The organism is Herbiconiux sp. (assembly GCF_023264855.1).
In the GTDB taxonomy this organism is placed as follows: Bacteria; Actinomycetota; Actinomycetes; order Actinomycetales; family Microbacteriaceae; genus Herbiconiux.
In genome coordinates, this window is sequence record NZ_JAHFUW010000002.1 from 141,102 (window position 1) to 157,020 (window position 15,919).

Here is a 15,919-nt window from a genome sequence, read left to right on the forward strand (position 1 = left end):
CGTTGTGCGCTGCCGCAGTATTGACCCCACACCGATCCGAAGGACCCTTCCCGTGACCACCCCCACAGCACCGTCCGGCCGCCGCCGGAGCATCCCGAACCTCACGGGGTACGTCATGCTGCTGCCGGCCGTCGCCGTGATCGTGCTGCTGGTGATCGTGCCGCTCACGGTGATCGCCCGCGACAGCTTCGCGATCAGCGACCCGCTCGGCGGGAACCTCGGCGGGTTCACCTTCGACAACTACGGGAAGCTGTTCGACCCGGTGTACGCCAAGACCCTCGGCTACAGCCTCGGCATGGCCGCGCTCAACGCCGCGGTCTGCACTGTCGTCGGCTACATCGTGGCGTACTACATCGCGAACCGGCCGGCCAAGACGCAGCCGGTGCTGCTGGTGCTCGTGATCATCCCGTTCCTCACCGACTTCCTGGTGCGCACCTTCGCCTGGATCACCCTGCTCGGCTCGGGCGGCCCGTTCATCACGCTGCTGAAGCTGTTCGGCGTGGAGGCGACCTCGTTCGTGCCCTCGCAGGCCGCCGTGACGCTCTCCCTCCTCTACGCGTTCCTGCCCGTCGCGATCTTCCCGATCTACGCCTCGATGCGCGCCATCGACCCCTCGCTGCGGGAGGCGGCGGCCGACCTCGGCGCCGGCTGGTGGCAGACCCACGCCCGGGTGTTCGTGCCGCTGTCGGCACCCGGCCTCGCGTCATCCGTGATGCTCACCTTCGTGCCCACGCTCGGCGTGTTCGTCATCCCGGTGCTGCTGGGCGGCGGCAAGGATCCGCTGGTCGGCAACCTGATCGTCACGCTGTTCACCGAGTTCCGCAACGAGCCCCTCGGCGCCGCGCTGTCCATGGTGGTGCTCGTGCTGATGCTCGCCTCGGTGGCCGGCGCCGGGCTGCTGCTGCGTGCCGCCGGCCGGCGAAACGCCCGGGCCGCCCGAAACGGAAAGGAAGGGACCGCCTGATGGAACGCGTCACCTCCTGGATCGCCCGGCTCGTCTTCGTCTTCCTCTACCTGCCGATCGCCGCCCTGATCGTCTACTCCTTCAATTCGTCCGAGGTGAGCTACCGCTTCGACGGGCTGTCGTTCCGCTGGTACGCCGAGCTCTTCCGCGACCAGATGCTGCTCGAGTCGCTGCGCACGAGCGCCATCGTGGGTGTGATCGCCGCGCTGCTGGCCACGGTGATCGGGTTCCTCACCGCCTTCGGGCTGGTGCGGTTCCGGGTGAAGGGGCGCGGCTTCTTCCTGGGCGCCATCCTGATCCCGCTGATCGTGCCCGAGATCGTGCTCGGTGTGGCGCTGCTCACCGTGTTCAGCACAGTCGGCGTGCCGACCGGCCTGTTCACGCTGGTGCTCGGCCACGTCGTGATCACGCTGCCGCTGGCCACCCTGGTGCTGATGGGGGCGATGAGCTCGCTGGATCCGAGTCTCTCCGAGGCCGCCACCGACCTCGGCGCCTCACCCTGGATGACGTTCCGGCGGGTGCTGTTCCCGCTGCTGCGGCCCAGCATCCTGGCCGCGTTCATGCTGAGCTTCACCACCTCGTTCTCGAACATCGTCATCTCGACCTTCACCTCCGGCGTGGGCACCACCACGCTGCCGCTGCGCATCTACAGCAGCCTGAAGACCGGCCTGACGCCCGAGCTCAACGCGCTCGGCACGATCCTGGTCGTGCTGACCCTCGGCGTCATCCTGATCGTCGGCGTCTCGCAGATGCGCCGCATCCTCGCCGGGCCCCGGCCTTAAGACCGCACCACCGCATCCGCACCACCCCTGCACCACACCACCCCTGCACCACTCCAACCCGAACGCCCCATTTCCTCAGAAAGATGGCACCCCACATGAACAAGAAGTTCCTGGCCCTCGGCGCCGTGGCGCTGGCCTCGGCCACCGTGCTCGCCGGCTGCTCCGCCTCCGGCGACGCCTCCTCCACCTCGGCCTCCGGATCGAAGACGCTCAGCATCTACGCCTGGGCGGGCGAGATCCCCGACTCGGTCATCCAGGGCTTCGAGGACGAGACCGGCATCACGGTCACCGTCGACACCTTCGACAGCAACGAGACCATGATCTCCAAGCTGGCCGCCGGCAACTCCGGCTACGACGTCGTCGAGCCCAGCCAGTACGCCGTGCAGCTGATGGTCGACCGCGACCTGATCGCCACCATCGACCAGTCCAAGCTCGAGGGCTTCGACAACCTGGCCGAGAAGTTCGTCGACCCGAGCTTCGACCCCGGCAACGAGCACTCCATCCCGTGGGCCTGGGGCACCACCGGAATCCTCTACAACGAGGCCTGCACCGGCGCTCCCGTCACCGGCTGGTCGGACATGTGGAACCCGGCCTACACCGGCAAGGTCTACATGCTCGACAACATGCTCTCCGCCTACATCGCCGGCCTCCAGGTGAACGGGCTGAGCGCCACCACTACCGACCAGGCCGACATCGAGAAGGCCACCGACTCGCTGCTCGAGCAGAAGTCGATTCTCGCGGGCTACAACAGCAGCAACTACGCCGACCTGATCGGTGCGGGCGACGCCTGCATCGCCGAGGCCTACTCGGGCACCACCTCGGCCACCGCGGTCGAGGCCAACCCCGACGTGCACTACATCATCCCCGAAGAGGGCGGCACGCTCTGGACCGACAGCTTCTCGATCGTCAAGGACACCAAGAACGAGGACGCCGCCTACCAGTGGCTGAACTACACCCTGCGCCCCGAGGTCGCCGCCCTGGTGACGGATGACGCCTCCCTCGCCTCCACCAACGAGGCCGCCCTCCCGCTGGTGGCCGACCAGAGCCAGGTCGAGAACCCCGCGATCTACGCTCCGGCCGACTCGCTGACCAACTCCGAGTTCATCGTCGACCCGGGAGACGCGCTGGCGTTCTTCCAGGACGGCTGGACCCGCGTCCGCGCCTCCTAGGCCGCATCCGCCCCGCGCACCGAATCTCCCTGCAGGAACGAGCACAACCATGAACGAGACCACCGAGTCGCCGGCGGTGAAGCTGACAGGCCTCACCAAGAGCTTCGGAGCCAATCGGGTCGTCCAGCCCCTGGACCTCGAGATCGGCCGCAACGAGTTCTTCAGCATCCTGGGCCCCTCAGGCTGTGGAAAGACCACGCTGATGCGCATGATCACCGGCTTCGAGTCGCCCTCCGGCGGCTCGGTGGAGCTCGACGGCAAGAACGTCGACGGCGTTCCCACCAAGTCGCGCGACCTCAACATGCTCTTCCAGAGCTACGCCCTGTTCCCGCACCTCTCGGTGTACGAGAACGTCGCTTTCGAGCTGCGGGTGCGTCGCACCCCGAAGCGCGAGATCGACGGCCGGGTGCGCGAGGCGCTCGACCTCGTGCGGCTCGGCGCCTATGCCGAGCGGAAGCCGGCCGAGCTCTCGGGCGGCCAGCGCCAGCGCGTGGCCCTGGCCCGCGCCGTGGTGGGACGCCCCGCCGTGGTGCTTCTGGACGAGCCGCTCGGCGCGCTCGACCAGAAGCTGCGCAAGGAGATGCAGTTCGAGCTCAAGCGCATGCAGCGCGAGGTGGGCATCACCTTCATCTACGTCACGCACGATCAGGAGGAGGCGCTCACCATGAGCGACCGGATCGCCGTGATGAGCGAGGGCCGCGTGCTGCAGGTCGCCTCGCCCACCGAGATCTACGACGCCCCGGCCTCGCGGTTCGTCGCCACCTTCATCGGCAGCTGCAACGTGCTCGACGGGGTGGTGGATGCTCAGGGCCGCACCGTCGTGGTGCCCGGCGTCGGCGAGCTGCCGGCATCCGTTCCCCCGGATGCTCGACCCGGCACCGGCGTCACGCTCGCCATCCGTCCGGAGCGGGTCAGGATGACCGCCTCCGGAACCGGCACCCCGCCCGTCGGCGCCGTGGCCGGCACGCTCGTGGAGCGCGTCTTCCTCGGCGACGAGTGGACCTTCCACGTGCGGCTCGCCTCCGACGCCGTGCTCACCGTCAGCGTGCCGAGCGGCGAGGAGGCCGCCGCGCTCGGCGCCATCCCGAACGGCGGATCCGTCGTGCTGTCCTGGCTCGCCGAAGCCGCCCGCGTTCTTCCCGCCGAGGAGGTGGCCGCATGAGCCGCTCGAGTGTCAACCCGTCCAACCCCTCTCTGCTCGCCGCCGTCGCGCAGCTCGCGCCCACCGTCGACGGCGCCGCCAACCGCGAGACGATCTCGGTGCTCGTGGCCGAGGCCGCGGCATCCGGAGCCCGGCTGGTCGTCTTCCCCGAGGAGTCGATGCTGCTGGCCGGCGAGGTCGAGGGACCGCTCGGCGAGGTCGTGGCCGCGGAATGGCCCGTGTTTCTCGCCCAGCTCTCGGTGCTCGCCGTGGAGCACGAGCTCTGGATCGTGGCCGGCGGCTACGAGCCCACCGGCAGCGACCGACCCTACAACACGATCGTGGTGGTGAACCCGCGCGGCGAGCTCGTGGAGTCGTACCGCAAGCTGCACCTCTACGACGCCTTCTCCTACCGCGAATCGGACTACGTCACCGGTGGTGACGAGGTGCCGCCGGTGGTGATGATCGAGGGCGTGGCCATCGGCCTGGTGAACTGCTACGACATCCGCTTCCCCGAACTCAGCCGCGACCTCGTGGCCCGAGGCGCCGACGTGCTCTCGATCTCGGCGGCCTGGGTCGCGGGAGCCCGCAAGGAGGAGCACTGGGAGACGCTGGTGAAGGCCCGCGCGATCGAGAACACCTGCTGGGTGCTCGCCGCCAGCTCCACCTCGCCGGAGTGCATCGGGAACAGCATGATCGTCGACCCAATGGGGGTCGAGCGCGTGGGCCTCGGGCCGGTCGCCTCGGGTGTGGCGATCGTCGAGATCTCGCTGGACCGCACGGCCGAGGTGCGGGACATCCTGCCCTCGCTCGCCAACCGGCGTCTCGTCTCGACCGTCACGGTCGCGGCGGCCGCGTTCTGATCGCGCCCTCCTCCTCCTCGTCCCGCCGTCCCGTCTTCCCCTCGGAGTAGCCACCATGCCGTTCACCGCCGGGCCCACGCCCGCTCCCCTCGACGCCTCGCTCGTCTCGAAGCTGCAGCGCGTCTCGTTCCCCACCATCGGGCACTACCTCGAAGAGGGCTTCGCCGACTTCGGCATCCGCCGCATCGTCGGCACATCGCGGGTGGTCGGGCGCGCCATCACCGTGCGCATCACCGGCCAGGACTCGACCGCGCTGCACCACGCCGCGGGCTGGTGCGAGCCGGGCGACGTGTTCGTGATCGACACCGGCGGAGACACCCGGCACGCGCCGGTGGGCGAGGTGCTGGCGGCGACGCTGGCGATCCGGGGCGCCGCCGGAGTGATCGTCGACGGCGTCGTGACCGACCTCGACGAGGTGGAGCCGTTCGGCCTGCCGGTCTACGCGCGCGGCTCGAGCGTGCTCACCACCAAGCTGCTGTCGCTGGATGCCGGCGGCGTGAACGTGCCCGTCACCTGCGGCGGCGTCGCGGTGAACCCGGGCGACGTGGTGCTGGCCGACCGCAACGGCGTGTTCTTCGCGGCCCCCTCGGTGGCAGCGGCGATAGTCGACACGGCGCTGGCCGACGACGCCGAGGAGCCCGAGCTGGTGGAGGAGCTGCGCTCCGGCGCGCGGCTCGGCGATCTCACCGGCGCCTCGGCGGCCCTGGCCGCCCTCGGCCCGGACGCCGCTTCGGCGCACTAGCCCCCTTGCCAGGTGGGGCGGCTGCGGAACCCGAACCGGCCGTCCCATCTGCTTCACTCTTCCCCCCACCACGAACCACGGAGCACCACATGCTGATCAAGGCCGCCATCAACGGAGGCCGGGGCCGCGACGAGCACCCCGCCATCCCCCTCACCGACGCCGAGATCGCCACCGCCGCCTTGGCCGCCGTGCAAGCGGGTGCCGACGTGGTGCACGCCCACGTGCGCACCGCCGACGGCGGGCAGACCATCGAGCCGTCCGCGGTGGCCGCCATGGTGCGCGCGGTGAAGGCGGCCGATCCGTCGATCGTGGTGGGCACCACCACGGGCCTCTGGACCTGTTCCGGGCACGACGAGCGGATGCGGCACCTCGCCGCGTGGCCGGCCGACGCGCTGCCCGACTTCGCCTCCGTGGCCTTCTCCGAGGAGGGCGCCGCCGAGGCCGCCGTGCTCGTGCTCGAGCGCGGCATGATCCTGGAGAGCGCCGTCTGGCACCTGCGCGAGGTGCCGGCGCTGCTGGCCTCGCCGACCCTGCACCAGAACGTGCGCATCCTGATCGAGCCGGAGGACGAGGATCCGGCGGCCGCCGTGGCGCACTCGCGCGCGATCGCCGCTGCACTCCGCGAGGCGGGCGTCACCGCCCCCCTGCTCTACCACGGCTACGACGCCACGGCCTGGCCGGTCGTGCGTGCCGCGATCGAGGACGGCGTCGAGGTGCGCGTCGGCTTCGAAGACATGCTCACCCTCGACGACGGTACCCCCGCCCCCGACAACACCGCCATGGTGGCTCTCGCCCGCTCCCTGGAGCTGCAGCTCACCGCCTGACCCCTGAGGGTGAGCAGGGGCCAGAATAGGGGGATGGCAGCAGACGACCTGGATCGGCGGCTCGTCGAGCTGCTCGGCGAGGACGGGCGGCGCGCCTTCACCGACATCGCCGCGATCGTGGGCGTCTCCGAGGCCACCGTGCGGGCGCGGGTGCAGCGGCTCACCTCGAACGGCACGCTGCGGATCGTCGCGCTCTGCAACCCGCTCACCCTGGGGCACCAGTCGGTGCGACTGCTGCTGACGGTGCACGGCCTGAGCCCGCGCAATGTGGCGAAGTCGCTCACGTCGATCCCGATGATCGGGCACCTCTCGCTCACCTCGGGTGCCCACGACATCTACCTCGAGGCCACCCCGCGCGATCTGGGGCAGCTCGCCGACCTGCTCGACGACATCCGGCGCACACCGGGCGTCGTCACGATCGACCAGTTCGTGCTGACCCGCCTGTACAAGGACTACTCCTGGAACGGGCTGCGCGATCAGTCCGGCCAGCGCGCGGTCGGCGGATCCGGCCTTCCCATCAACGACCCAGGAGGACACCCATGACCGACACCGCATCCGCTCCCATCCGCTGGGGAATCCTGGCCACCGGCGGGATCGCCGCCGCCTTCGCTTCCGACCTGCTGCTGCACGGTCACACCGTCACCGCCGTCGCCTCGCGAACCGCCGAGAGCGCCGAGCGCTTCGCCCGTGAACACGGGATCGGCCGGGCTCACGCGTCGTACGAAGCGCTCTACGCCGATCCCGAGGTCGACGTGATCTACGTGGCGACCCCGCATCCGTGGCACGCCCGCAACGCGGTCGCCGCGCTCGACGCCGGCAAGCACGTGCTGGTGGAGAAGCCGATCGCGCTCACCGGCGCGGAGGCGGCCGCGATCGCCGACGCCGCCCGGCGCAACGGCCGCTTCGCGATGGAGGCGATGTGGACCCGCTTCCTGCCGCACATGCGCCGGATCGCCGACATCGTGCAGGGTGGCGAGCTCGGGCGCGTGACCTCGGTCGTGGCCGATCACACGCAGGATCTGCCGCGCGACCCCTCCCACCGGCTCGTCAGCAAAGAGCTGGGCGGCGGCGCGCTGCTCGACCTCGGCATCTATCCCATCTCGTTCGCCAACCAGCTGCTCGGCGCCCCGGTCGCGGTCGCCGCTGCCGGCGTGCTCAATTCGGAGGGCACCGACAGCCAGGTGGGCACGAGCACGGTGCACGCCGACGGCGCGATGGCGTCGACCTTCTCCTCGGCGATCTCGGCGGGCGCCACCCGCGCGGCGGTGCACGGCGAGCAGGGCCGGATCGAGATCGACCAGGTCTGGTACTCGCCCACCTCCTTCCGCTGGTTCGGAGCCGACGGCGCGCTGCGCGAGCACTTCACCTCCGAGGTGACCGGCCGGGGGATGCAGTACCAGGCGGCGCACGTCGAGGAGCAGCTGCGGGCCGGATCGCTCGACAGCCCGATCCTCCCGCTGGCCGAGTCGGTGCAGATCATGGAGCTGCTCGACGAGGTGCGCGCGCTGATCGGCGTCGACTACGACGCCTGAGCGGGCGGATGCGGCGAACGCCTAGAGTCGCTCGACAGCCCCGGCGACCCCGGCGGACCCGGCCGACGGATGCGGGCGCGTCGGCCGGCCCACGGGATCGCGGAATCCCGACCAGAGGTACTCGTCCTTGACGATCTCGAGCACGGTGTCGGTCTCGAGCGCGTCGATGCCGAGCACGGTGCGCACCCGGTCGATCAGGAAGGCGTTCATCTGCTCCTGATCGTCGCAGCGCACGTCGACACTGAGATCGAACGAGCCGATGCAGGCGCCCACGAAACGCACCTCGGGCAGATCGGCGAGCGCCCGCGCCACGCTCTCGACGGTGGCACCGCGCACCCGGATCGACAGCCGGGCCTCGACCCAGCCGAGCCGCGGGCTGTTCGGCATCCCGACCACCTGCACCACGCCGAGCGCCAGCAGACGGTGGTAGCGCTGGCGCACGCTGCCCTCGGAGAGCCCGACGTAGCGGGCGATCTGACCGAAGGAGCGCCGGCCGTCCAGGCGCAGCTGATCGATGATCTTGCGGTCGATCACATCGATTGCTTCCAGCTCCACGGCCCAATTACAGCACGCGAGAGCGCTCGGGCGCGCGACCGTAGTGCGGGCCGGAGAGGCGGGTGCGGGTGCGCCCGTAGCCGTCACGGACGGCGCAGAGGACGGTGGCCGATACAGCCACCGCGGCGAGCAGGGCGAGGAGAACGAGGAAAGCGGTCATGGCAGTAACGCTACGAGCAGACACATTCGGACACGAGTGGCCGGTGTGCCTATATTCATCGTTTTCCTGCCACGACAGCCGGACCGCAGCACGTGCGGCACACTGCTCACCCTGGGAGAATGCCCGGTCACCTGCCCGATCCGTCGGCTAGTATCGACCGGCGAAGCGGCGAACCGCCCGCTCGTGCACGAAAGAGACGCCTGTGAACGAAACCGACCGACGCCCGAAGCGGCCGTCTTCCGGCTCCATCCGGCACGGACGACTGCACACCTCCGGCCCCGTTTCGGCCGTCTTCAAGACCCTCGCCGTGGTGGTGGCCGTGGCTCTCGTGAGCGCCGGAGCCGTCACGGCCTACGCCGTCAACAGCATCGCGCAGCAGGTCTCGGCCAATGCGGTCGACATCTCCGGCGGCGGCGACGCCCCCGCCGCGCCCCCGGTGCTCGGCGCCTTCGAGGGCGGCTTCAACCTGCTCGTGGTCGGCACCGACAACGACCCCAACCAGGGCGACAGCTTCGGCGAGCGGGATGCGACGCTGAACGACGTCAACATCCTCCTGCACGTCTCCGCCGACCACAAGAACGCGGTCGTCGTGAGCTTTCCGCGCGACCTCGTGATCGCGCATCCGGAGTGCACCGACCCCAACACGGGTGAGGTCTTCGACGCCATGAGCGCCCAGCCGCTGAACGACGCCTTCGGCCGCGGCGGACTCGCCTGCGTGAACTCCACCATCGAGAACCTCACCGGGCTCGACATCAACTACGCGGCCGCCACCTCGTTCAACGGGGTCATCGAGATGACGAACGCCGTCGGCGGCGTGCCCGTGTGCCTCGTCGAGCCGATCTTCGACGCCGACTCCGGCCTCGACCTCCCCGCCGGCACCACGGTGATCGAGGGCCAGATGGCGCTCGCGTTCCTGCGCAACCGGCACGGCGTGGGCGACGGCAGCGACCTGTCGCGCATCGCCTCGCAGCAGCAGTACCTCTCGTCGATGGTGCGCACCCTGAAGAGCGCCAACACGCTCACCGACCTCACCAAGCTCTACGGTCTCGCGCAGGCCGCCGCGCAGAACATCCAGCTCTCGACCTCGCTCACCAGCCTCGACTCGATGGTGTCGCTCGCGCTGACGCTCAAAGACGTCGACCTGAACAACATCGTGTTCGTGCAGTACCCCTCCGGCTCGTCCGAGGAGTTCCCGAACAAGGTGGTGCCGGTGCAGACGCTGGCCGACGAACTGTTCACCCGCCTGCAGGCCGACCAGCCGTTCACGCTGGGCGAAGACGCCACGGGCACCGGATCGACGATCGTGGCCGACCCCGAGGCACCGGTCGCCACGGCCGAGCCCGATCCGAGCGCCTCGCAGATCCCGGATGCGACCGACGCGCCGACCGACAGCACGGCGACTCCCGACGTGGTGGAGGGTCTGAAGGGCCAGACCGCGGCCGAGCAGACCTGCGCCAACGCGTTCTCGGACTGAGCTTCATCCCGCGGTACCACCCGGATCAGCCTGTGGTCTGATCCGGGTGCGCGGGCTGCTCCGTAGCGTTGAAGCATGACGAACGACACCATCACCCCAGAGACCACGACCACCCCGACCATCACCGCCCCCACCGCCACCGCCCCTACGTCGGCGGCCTCGGAGGTTCCGCCGATCCCCGCCGGACCTCAGCCCTACGCCTACCCCGCGCAGGCGAAGACCAACACGCTCGGCATCATCACACTCGTGCTCGGTGTGCTCGGCTTCGGCCTGGTACCGGTGATCACCGGCCACATCGCGCTCGGGCAGATCAAGCGCACGGGCGAGGAAGGCCGCGGGCTCACCCTCGCCGGCCTGATCCTCGGCTACGTCACCCTGGCCGGCTGGCTGCTGGTCGCCTTCTTCTGGATCGGCGCCGCGGGCCTCGCCCTCATCGGGGCCGCCGCGCAGTACTGACCCCGGATGGTGTCAGAGGCGGGGGCGTCGCTCAGACGCCTCCGCCACCACCGCCTCCGCCGCCACCACCCGAGAAGCCGCCTCCGCCGGAGAAGCCGCTCGAGCTGCTCGACGAGCTGCCGGAGTACGCCGTCGAGGCGGCTGACGACATCGAGCCGATGCTCGAGGCGAACAGCGCCGCGTTGAAGGCGCCCGAGTTGCCGCCGTACCAGTCGGGCTGATTGCCGAGGCTCTCGTAGTAGGTGCCGAGCACCTTCGCCCACTCCGACTCCAGGTCGAGCAGCACCGCGTACGGCAGGAGCTTCTCGTAGAGCTTCACCACCTGGCCCCAGTCGGGCGCGTTCACACCCGTGCGAAGCGCCCCCTCGGGGCTCTGCAGCATCCGGAACCGGTCTTCCTCCGCCCACTCGATGTACATCCGGATGCCCTCGATGTAGTCGCGCAGCTCGGCCCCCTTCGCGGTGAGCGGCGAGCGGAACGCCCCGATCCCCACCACCACGAGGGCCGCCACGGCGATGAAGCCGAAGGCGAACGGCAGGCCGCCACCGAGGTCGGCGTCGAGCGAGGCGAATCCCGTCACGACCGCCACTCCCGTGAACAGGAGGGCGAGCACCAGCAGCACCGAGCCCTGCCAGCGCAGGCCCGAGCGGAAGTAGCCCTCGCTGAGCGAACGCTTACGGGTGGATTGCAGGATGCTCGCGATCTGCTTCGCGAGCCCCGTGTCGTTCTTCTTGAGCTCCCGCCAGGCGCCCGGCGTGAGCTCGGGGCCGAACAGCGCGCGGGCGAGCTCTAGCTCGCTCGTGTTCAGCCCATGCGCGGTCAGCAGCCGCAGCCAGTAGACCTGCTTCTCGGAGAAGACCCCCTGCTCGGTCTGCTCCACGATCTGCGCCTTGTGGCGTACGGCGAAGTCGACGAACGAGGCCGCCGCTGCGCGCGGGGTCTTCTTCATCACGGCGGCCGCGATCAACAGGTCGGCCCCGGGAGGCGGGGTGTATTCGGGCACGACGACCGGCCGGCCCGGGGCGTCGCGCAGCCCGGTGAAGCGGTAGATCAGGGCCAGCACGGCCGTGAGGGCGGCCAGCACCATCGCCACCAGCTGCGCCCAGCTCGACGCGCCCGCGAGGTAGGAGGTGTCGCGCTCGGCGAAGGTGTGGGGTTCGAAGGCGATGCCGATGGTGACGTTGTCGCCCGGGCCGAGATCGTCGTTGCGGGTGGTGAAGACCGCGGTTCCCTCGACGGTGTCGTCGCCGCGGTCGCCCTCGCTGATGGTGCAGGGAGTGTTCGAGCCCTCGGGGCCGACGAAGCATCCGGTACTGCCCGTGAGCGCCCCGACCAGCTCGGGAGCCACCGTGGTCGTGGTGGTGTGTACCGCGAACGGCTGCTGCCAGAGGGTGCCGTTGGTGTCCCGGTAGAACTCGTCGTCATCGGTGTCGGAGTAGTAGGCCGTGACGTCGACCTGGCGATAGGTGAGTACGTAGACCTGCTCGCCGTGCACGTAGTCGTCGCCGCGGATGGTGATGACGAGGTTCTCGTCGTCGGTCTCGGTCTCGTACTCGCGAGGCGTGCCCGCCGCATCCGTCACCGAGTCGAGCGTGAGACCGGTGGGATGCCCCTGGTAACGCAGGGGGATGGCGCGCTGGATGCCGCGGTTCTGGTCGGTGTCGGGGAACACCGCGACGAAGGTCTCGACGGTCTGAAGTGTGGAGTGGCCGGTGTCGTCGATGCCGAGCGCGTACTGCGCGTCGAAGGAGGCGAAGCGGAAGTCGTTGACGTCGCCGGGTGCGGCGGAGACGGCGGCCGGAGCGGAGGCGGTGGCGGATGCAGCGTGAGCGGATGCGGTGGCCGCGGAGGCGGAGGCGCCCCCGGCCAGGAGCGCGGCTCCGACGAGCAGCGCGGCGATCGCGATGGCGGCACCGCGGACGGCGGATCGGACGGAGGCGGCTGCTGCTCTACGCATGGGACTTCACTCTAACCCGCACCGCCGACGGTGCGGAGGAATTCTCATCCCGCCGGGGCGGCGGCGAGCGAGCCCGCGAGCGGCTCGCCCGAACTGCGGCTGAAGAAGCAGGAGTAGCCGCGTGCGCCGGTGGACCACTCGGCCTCGTCGGCCGGATAGGAGGCCTGCCACTGCAGGTCGGCGAGGGCCTCGGCGGCGGCGTAGTCGAGGGCAGCCGGAGCGGTGCAGAGCAGGTTCAGGCGTGAGGTGAGTTCGGCCTCACCCGGGTACGGAGCGGTGGCGGCTTCGGCGGAGACACCGGTCGACACCAGCTGGGCGGTGTGCGGTTCGGCGCAGTCGACGACGGTGAACTCCTCGGCCCAGGGCGAGCTGTATCCGGTGAGGCACTCGCCGCCGTGCAGGGCGTCCCAGGCGTGCACGCCCGGGGCGAGCGGGCCGGGCGGGGCGGAGGCATCGGCGTCGGTCGCCGCCTCGGGAGTGGGCGTGGGCGTGGCGGCCGGGGACGGCATCGGGGACGCGGATGCCCCGGGGGACGTGAGGGCTGCGTCGGCCGGGGCGTTCGCCGATCCGTCGCCCGCCGTGTTCTCGCCGACCCGCAGACCCGCGAAGAACAGCGCCACGACGACCGCGAGCACCAGCACGCCGCCGACGATCAGGCTCAGCCGCGTCGAGAGGCGCCCGCGGGCAGAGCCGCCCGGCCCGGCCGGGGCTCCCGGGGTGTCGCTCGCGGGGCCGGTCACGGTCACTCCAGACCGAGGTCCGCCAGCCCGATCGCGTAGTGGTAGGGGTAACCGGCCTCTTCGATCCGCGCGCCCGCACCGGTGTTGCGGTCGACCACCACGGCGACGCCCGCGATGATGGCGCCGGCTTTCTCGAGGGCGGCGATGGCAGCCAGCGGCGATCCGCCGGTGGTGGAGGTGTCTTCGAGCACGATCACGCGCTTGCCCGCGACATCCGGACCCTCGACCTGCCGGCCGCGGCCGTGGTCTTTCGGCTCCTTGCGCACCACGAAGGCGTCGTAGGCGAGGCCCCGGGCCGCACCCTGGTGCAGCACGGCGGAGGCGATCGGGTCGGCGCCCATGGTGAGCCCGCCGACGGCGTCGACATCCTTGATGCCGGCGATCAGGTCGAGCATGACCTGGCCGATCAGCGGGGCGACGCGGTGGTCGAGCGAGACCTTGCGCAGGTCGACGTAGTAGCTCGCCTGCTTGCCGCTGGAGAGCGTGAAGTCGCCGTGGAACACGGCGTCGGACTTGATGTACTCGATGAGTTGGCTGCGCGCGTCTGTCACGCCCCCAGTTTAGTGCGGCGCCGATCCGCCGGGACTCGGGCGACACCGGTCGAATAGTCTGGGGGCATGGCTCGCAGAATCGGCTCGGCCCGGCTGCCGCTCGCGGTCGCTGTGGGGGTGGCGGCGGCGCTTCTCTGTGCGCTGAGCGGGTGCATGGCCGAGGGCGCCCCGACCCCGTCGGCGTCACCGGCTGTGTCTGCGCCCTTCAACGTCGACGATCCGCTGCTGCCGGGAGACCCGGTGGGCGCCGGCGAGCAGTCGCGCGCGGTCGGGCTCGCCGGGTTCTGGCAGGTGAGCGACGCCGAGGGCGAGCTGCCGGGCGCCTACGTCGGCATCGGGATCGGGCCCGACGGCAGCGGCGTCGAGGTGTTCCGCGACTGCGGCTCGATCTCGTTCGACTTCGCCGCGTCGGAGGAGCACCTGGTCGCGCACCTCAGCGGCGGTTCGGGATTCTGCTTCGGCGATACCACGATGGTGGTTCCGAGTGTGCCGTGGCTCACCGCCGCGCGCGGCTACCGGGCATCCGGTGCGGGGTGGGAGCTGACCGACGAGGGCGGACGGATGCTCGCGCGCCTGGACCCCGCGGAGGGACGACCGGAGCTGCCGGAAGGCACCGGCCCCTCGCCGCTTCCGGTGCCGACTGTGCTCGACCCCGAACGGGTGCGCGTGGCCGCACCGCTCGCGGCCGGTCTGGAGGCAGCGAGCGCCGACGACCTCGTCGGTACCTGGACGCCGGTCGGCCCCGGCGCCGACCTCGCCCTCGTCGCCGACGCGGACCGCGCCACGATCACGTTCACCGCCGACGGGCACTACAGCTTCGACGACTGCGCCTCCTTCGGTTCCGCCACCACCGACGAGCCGACCCCCGAGCAAGCGGAGGCCTTCGCACTGGTGTGGTCGGGCGATGGCGACGGCTTCCTCGCCACGTCCTATGCGCGCAGCGCCATCGGATGCTCGCCCCGCTGGCCGGCGTGGGAGACCCGCACCACCACCATCGCGCTCGACGAGGGGTACCTGCGCCTGTTCGACCGCGCCGGCGCCGAGCTCGGCCGGCTCGAGCGCGTCGGTTAGCGCGGGCGGGACCGCCCGGCTGGCTCGTGTTCGGTCAGCGGGTTCAGGCTCCCGATTCAGCCCGAAGGAAGTCGCGGAGCGACCGCGGCGCGTGCCCGGTGAGGCGGCGCACGTCGTCGGTGACCCGGGCCAGTTCGCCCGCGGCGATCGCCGTGTAAGTGCTCACCCAGGCGTCGACCTGCCAGTCCGGGGCGCCGTAGACGGCCCGGGAGGCGTAGGCCTCGTCGAGCGATTCGTCGTGGAAGGTGACCGGTGCCGCTGAGCCGACTGCGGCATCCGGATTCCCGGCCTGCGCGGCCCCCCGCTCGTCGCTCACGATCGCGGCGACCTCGCCCAGGGTGAGCGCCTCGGGGCCCGTCAGCTCGTAGGTGGCGCCGGCGTGCGCATCCGGTGCCAGGAGGGCCGCCACCGCGCACTCGGCCACGTCGTCGCGGGTGACCGAGGCCACCCGGCCCGTGCCCGCGGGGCCGCGGATGACGCCGTCCTCGCCCGCGAGCATCGGCAGGAAGTCGGTGTAGAGGTTGTCGCGCAGGAAGGTGTGCCCGAGGCCCGCGTCGCGGATGAGGTTCTCGGTCACGAAGTGATCGCGGGCGAGGGTGAACGTGGCATCCGGGGCCGCCCCGAAGAACGAGGTGTAGACCACGTGGCCGACTCCGGATGCGCGCGCCGCCTCGACGAAGCTCCGGTGCTCGGCGAGACGGTCGGCGTTCTCTGCCGCCGACACCATGAGCAGCACGTCGACGCCCTCGAGTGCGGCGCGCGCGGCCGGCCCGTCGGAGTAGGTCGCCACGGCGACCTCGGCCCCCGCGATCTGCGGCGCCCGGGCGGCGTCGCGCACGATCAGGCGCAACCGGGGCCCGGCTCCGGCCGCCTCGAGCAGACGCGCCACGCGCCCACCGATGCCGCCGCTCGCGCCCGTGATCCCGATCCGCCTGACT

General features: G+C 70.8%; 18 protein-coding genes. 12 read left to right on the forward strand and 6 right to left on the reverse strand.

The window, feature by feature from the left end; all coding sequences use genetic code 11:
- Nucleotides 1–52 precede the first annotated feature (52 nt).
- The 9 genes from Q0D75_RS01680 to Q0D75_RS01720 all read left to right on the forward strand — a co-directional run bounded on the left by Q0D75_RS01680 (nt 53) and on the right by Q0D75_RS01720 (nt 8,017).
- Complete coding sequence (locus Q0D75_RS01680; protein WP_291048615.1) at nt 53–964, forward strand: ABC transporter permease; 912 nt, start codon at nt 53–55, stop codon at nt 962–964.
- Nucleotides 964–1,746, forward strand: coding sequence for an ABC transporter permease (locus Q0D75_RS01685; RefSeq protein WP_291048617.1), 783 nt, complete (start codon nt 964–966; stop codon nt 1,744–1,746). The genes Q0D75_RS01680 and Q0D75_RS01685 overlap by 1 nt, the downstream gene beginning before the upstream one ends.
- Before the next feature lie 95 nt (nt 1,747–1,841).
- Nucleotides 1,842–2,915, forward strand: coding sequence for a spermidine/putrescine ABC transporter substrate-binding protein (locus tag Q0D75_RS01690; RefSeq protein ID WP_291048619.1), 1,074 nt, complete (start codon nt 1,842–1,844; stop codon nt 2,913–2,915).
- A gap of 49 nt (nt 2,916–2,964) precedes the next feature.
- The gene (locus Q0D75_RS01695) at nt 2,965–4,077 is read left to right on the forward strand and encodes an ABC transporter ATP-binding protein (protein WP_291048621.1); all 1,113 of its coding nucleotides are present in this window, start codon (nt 2,965–2,967) and stop codon (nt 4,075–4,077) included.
- Nucleotides 4,074–4,919 (forward strand): carbon-nitrogen hydrolase family protein, encoded by an 846-nt coding sequence (locus Q0D75_RS01700; RefSeq protein WP_291048623.1) that lies wholly within the window; start codon nt 4,074–4,076, stop codon nt 4,917–4,919. The genes Q0D75_RS01695 and Q0D75_RS01700 overlap by 4 nt, the downstream gene beginning before the upstream one ends.
- A gap of 55 nt (nt 4,920–4,974) precedes the next feature.
- Entirely contained in the window at nt 4,975–5,661 is a 687-nt protein-coding gene (locus Q0D75_RS01705; protein WP_291048625.1) for an RraA family protein, read from the forward strand.
- 89 nt (nt 5,662–5,750) lie between these two features.
- Nucleotides 5,751–6,485, forward strand: coding sequence for a 3-keto-5-aminohexanoate cleavage protein (locus Q0D75_RS01710; RefSeq protein ID WP_291048626.1), 735 nt, complete (start codon nt 5,751–5,753; stop codon nt 6,483–6,485).
- 33 nt (nt 6,486–6,518) lie between these two features.
- Nucleotides 6,519–7,028, forward strand: coding sequence for an Lrp/AsnC family transcriptional regulator (locus Q0D75_RS01715; protein ID WP_291048628.1), 510 nt, complete (start codon nt 6,519–6,521; stop codon nt 7,026–7,028).
- Nucleotides 7,025–8,017 carry a Gfo/Idh/MocA family oxidoreductase gene (locus Q0D75_RS01720; RefSeq protein WP_291048630.1) on the forward strand — a complete coding sequence of 331 codons (993 nt, stop codon included), beginning with the start codon at nt 7,025–7,027 and terminating at the stop codon, nt 8,015–8,017. The genes Q0D75_RS01715 and Q0D75_RS01720 overlap by 4 nt, the downstream gene beginning before the upstream one ends.
- A 21-nt stretch (nt 8,018–8,038) precedes the next feature.
- Here the strand turns inward: Q0D75_RS01720 and Q0D75_RS01725 are convergent, their stop codons facing one another.
- A complete protein-coding gene (locus Q0D75_RS01725) occupies nt 8,039–8,572 on the reverse strand; it encodes an Lrp/AsnC family transcriptional regulator (protein ID WP_291048632.1) in 534 nt (177 codons plus the stop codon).
- Nucleotides 8,573–8,579: 7 nt separating this feature from the next.
- Nucleotides 8,580–8,732, reverse strand: coding sequence for a hypothetical protein (locus Q0D75_RS01730; protein WP_291048635.1), 153 nt, complete (start codon nt 8,730–8,732; stop codon nt 8,580–8,582).
- Between the two features lie 202 nt (nt 8,733–8,934).
- Between Q0D75_RS01730 and Q0D75_RS01735 the strand changes: the two genes are divergently transcribed.
- Both Q0D75_RS01735 and Q0D75_RS01740 read left to right on the forward strand, forming a co-directional pair.
- Nucleotides 8,935–10,206, forward strand: coding sequence for an LCP family protein (locus Q0D75_RS01735; RefSeq protein ID WP_291048638.1), 1,272 nt, complete (start codon nt 8,935–8,937; stop codon nt 10,204–10,206).
- Between the two features lie 75 nt (nt 10,207–10,281).
- Nucleotides 10,282–10,662, forward strand: a complete 381-nt coding sequence (locus tag Q0D75_RS01740) for a DUF4190 domain-containing protein (protein ID WP_291048641.1) — start codon at nt 10,282–10,284, stop codon at nt 10,660–10,662.
- A gap of 31 nt (nt 10,663–10,693) precedes the next feature.
- Here Q0D75_RS01740 and Q0D75_RS01745 read toward each other — a convergent pair whose 3' ends face one another.
- From Q0D75_RS01745 to pyrE, 3 genes are read right to left on the reverse strand one after another with little or no spacing between them, the layout of a single operon-like run.
- Complete coding sequence (locus Q0D75_RS01745; protein ID WP_291048643.1) at nt 10,694–12,619, reverse strand: DUF2207 domain-containing protein; 1,926 nt, start codon at nt 12,617–12,619, stop codon at nt 10,694–10,696.
- Between the two features lie 44 nt (nt 12,620–12,663).
- Nucleotides 12,664–13,359, reverse strand: a complete 696-nt coding sequence (locus Q0D75_RS01750) for a septum formation family protein (protein ID WP_291048645.1) — start codon at nt 13,357–13,359, stop codon at nt 12,664–12,666.
- Nucleotides 13,360–13,361: 2 nt separating this feature from the next.
- Nucleotides 13,362–13,910, reverse strand: a complete 549-nt coding sequence (gene pyrE / locus Q0D75_RS01755; RefSeq protein WP_291048648.1) for an orotate phosphoribosyltransferase — start codon at nt 13,908–13,910, stop codon at nt 13,362–13,364.
- Between the two features lie 66 nt (nt 13,911–13,976).
- On the opposite strand from pyrE, the gene Q0D75_RS01760 reads away from it, so the two are divergent.
- Nucleotides 13,977–14,981: a hypothetical protein gene (locus Q0D75_RS01760; RefSeq protein WP_291048649.1), complete on the forward strand. Its 1,005-nt coding sequence runs from the start codon at nt 13,977–13,979 to the stop codon at nt 14,979–14,981.
- A gap of 43 nt (nt 14,982–15,024) precedes the next feature.
- On the opposite strand, the gene Q0D75_RS01765 is transcribed toward Q0D75_RS01760, so the two are convergent.
- Nucleotides 15,025–15,909 carry an SDR family oxidoreductase gene (locus Q0D75_RS01765; RefSeq protein WP_291048670.1) on the reverse strand — a complete coding sequence of 295 codons (885 nt, stop codon included), beginning with the start codon at nt 15,907–15,909 and terminating at the stop codon, nt 15,025–15,027.
- Nucleotides 15,910–15,919: the final 10 nt, after the last annotated feature.

What these genes read in the sequence shown, in the direction of transcription:
- Q0D75_RS01745 (WP_291048643.1), bottom strand. Translation starts at nt 12,619, where the DNA reads ATGCGTAGAGCAGCAGCCGCCTCCGTCCGATCCGCCGTCCGCGGTGCC.
- Q0D75_RS01740 (WP_291048641.1), top strand. Translation starts at nt 10,282, where the DNA reads ATGACGAACGACACCATCACCCCAGAGACCACGACCACCCCGACCATC.
- Q0D75_RS01705 (WP_291048625.1), top strand. Translation starts at nt 4,975, where the DNA reads ATGCCGTTCACCGCCGGGCCCACGCCCGCTCCCCTCGACGCCTCGCTC.
- Q0D75_RS01760 (WP_291048649.1), top strand. Translation starts at nt 13,977, where the DNA reads ATGGCTCGCAGAATCGGCTCGGCCCGGCTGCCGCTCGCGGTCGCTGTG.
- Q0D75_RS01695 (WP_291048621.1), top strand. Translation starts at nt 2,965, where the DNA reads ATGAACGAGACCACCGAGTCGCCGGCGGTGAAGCTGACAGGCCTCACC.
- Q0D75_RS01710 (WP_291048626.1), top strand. Translation starts at nt 5,751, where the DNA reads ATGCTGATCAAGGCCGCCATCAACGGAGGCCGGGGCCGCGACGAGCAC.
- Q0D75_RS01700 (WP_291048623.1), top strand. Translation starts at nt 4,074, where the DNA reads ATGAGCCGCTCGAGTGTCAACCCGTCCAACCCCTCTCTGCTCGCCGCC.
- Q0D75_RS01685 (WP_291048617.1), top strand. Translation starts at nt 964, where the DNA reads ATGGAACGCGTCACCTCCTGGATCGCCCGGCTCGTCTTCGTCTTCCTC.
- Q0D75_RS01730 (WP_291048635.1), bottom strand. Translation starts at nt 8,732, where the DNA reads ATGACCGCTTTCCTCGTTCTCCTCGCCCTGCTCGCCGCGGTGGCTGTA.
- Q0D75_RS01720 (WP_291048630.1), top strand. Translation starts at nt 7,025, where the DNA reads ATGACCGACACCGCATCCGCTCCCATCCGCTGGGGAATCCTGGCCACC.
- Q0D75_RS01715 (WP_291048628.1), top strand. Translation starts at nt 6,519, where the DNA reads ATGGCAGCAGACGACCTGGATCGGCGGCTCGTCGAGCTGCTCGGCGAG.
- Q0D75_RS01690 (WP_291048619.1), top strand. Translation starts at nt 1,842, where the DNA reads ATGAACAAGAAGTTCCTGGCCCTCGGCGCCGTGGCGCTGGCCTCGGCC.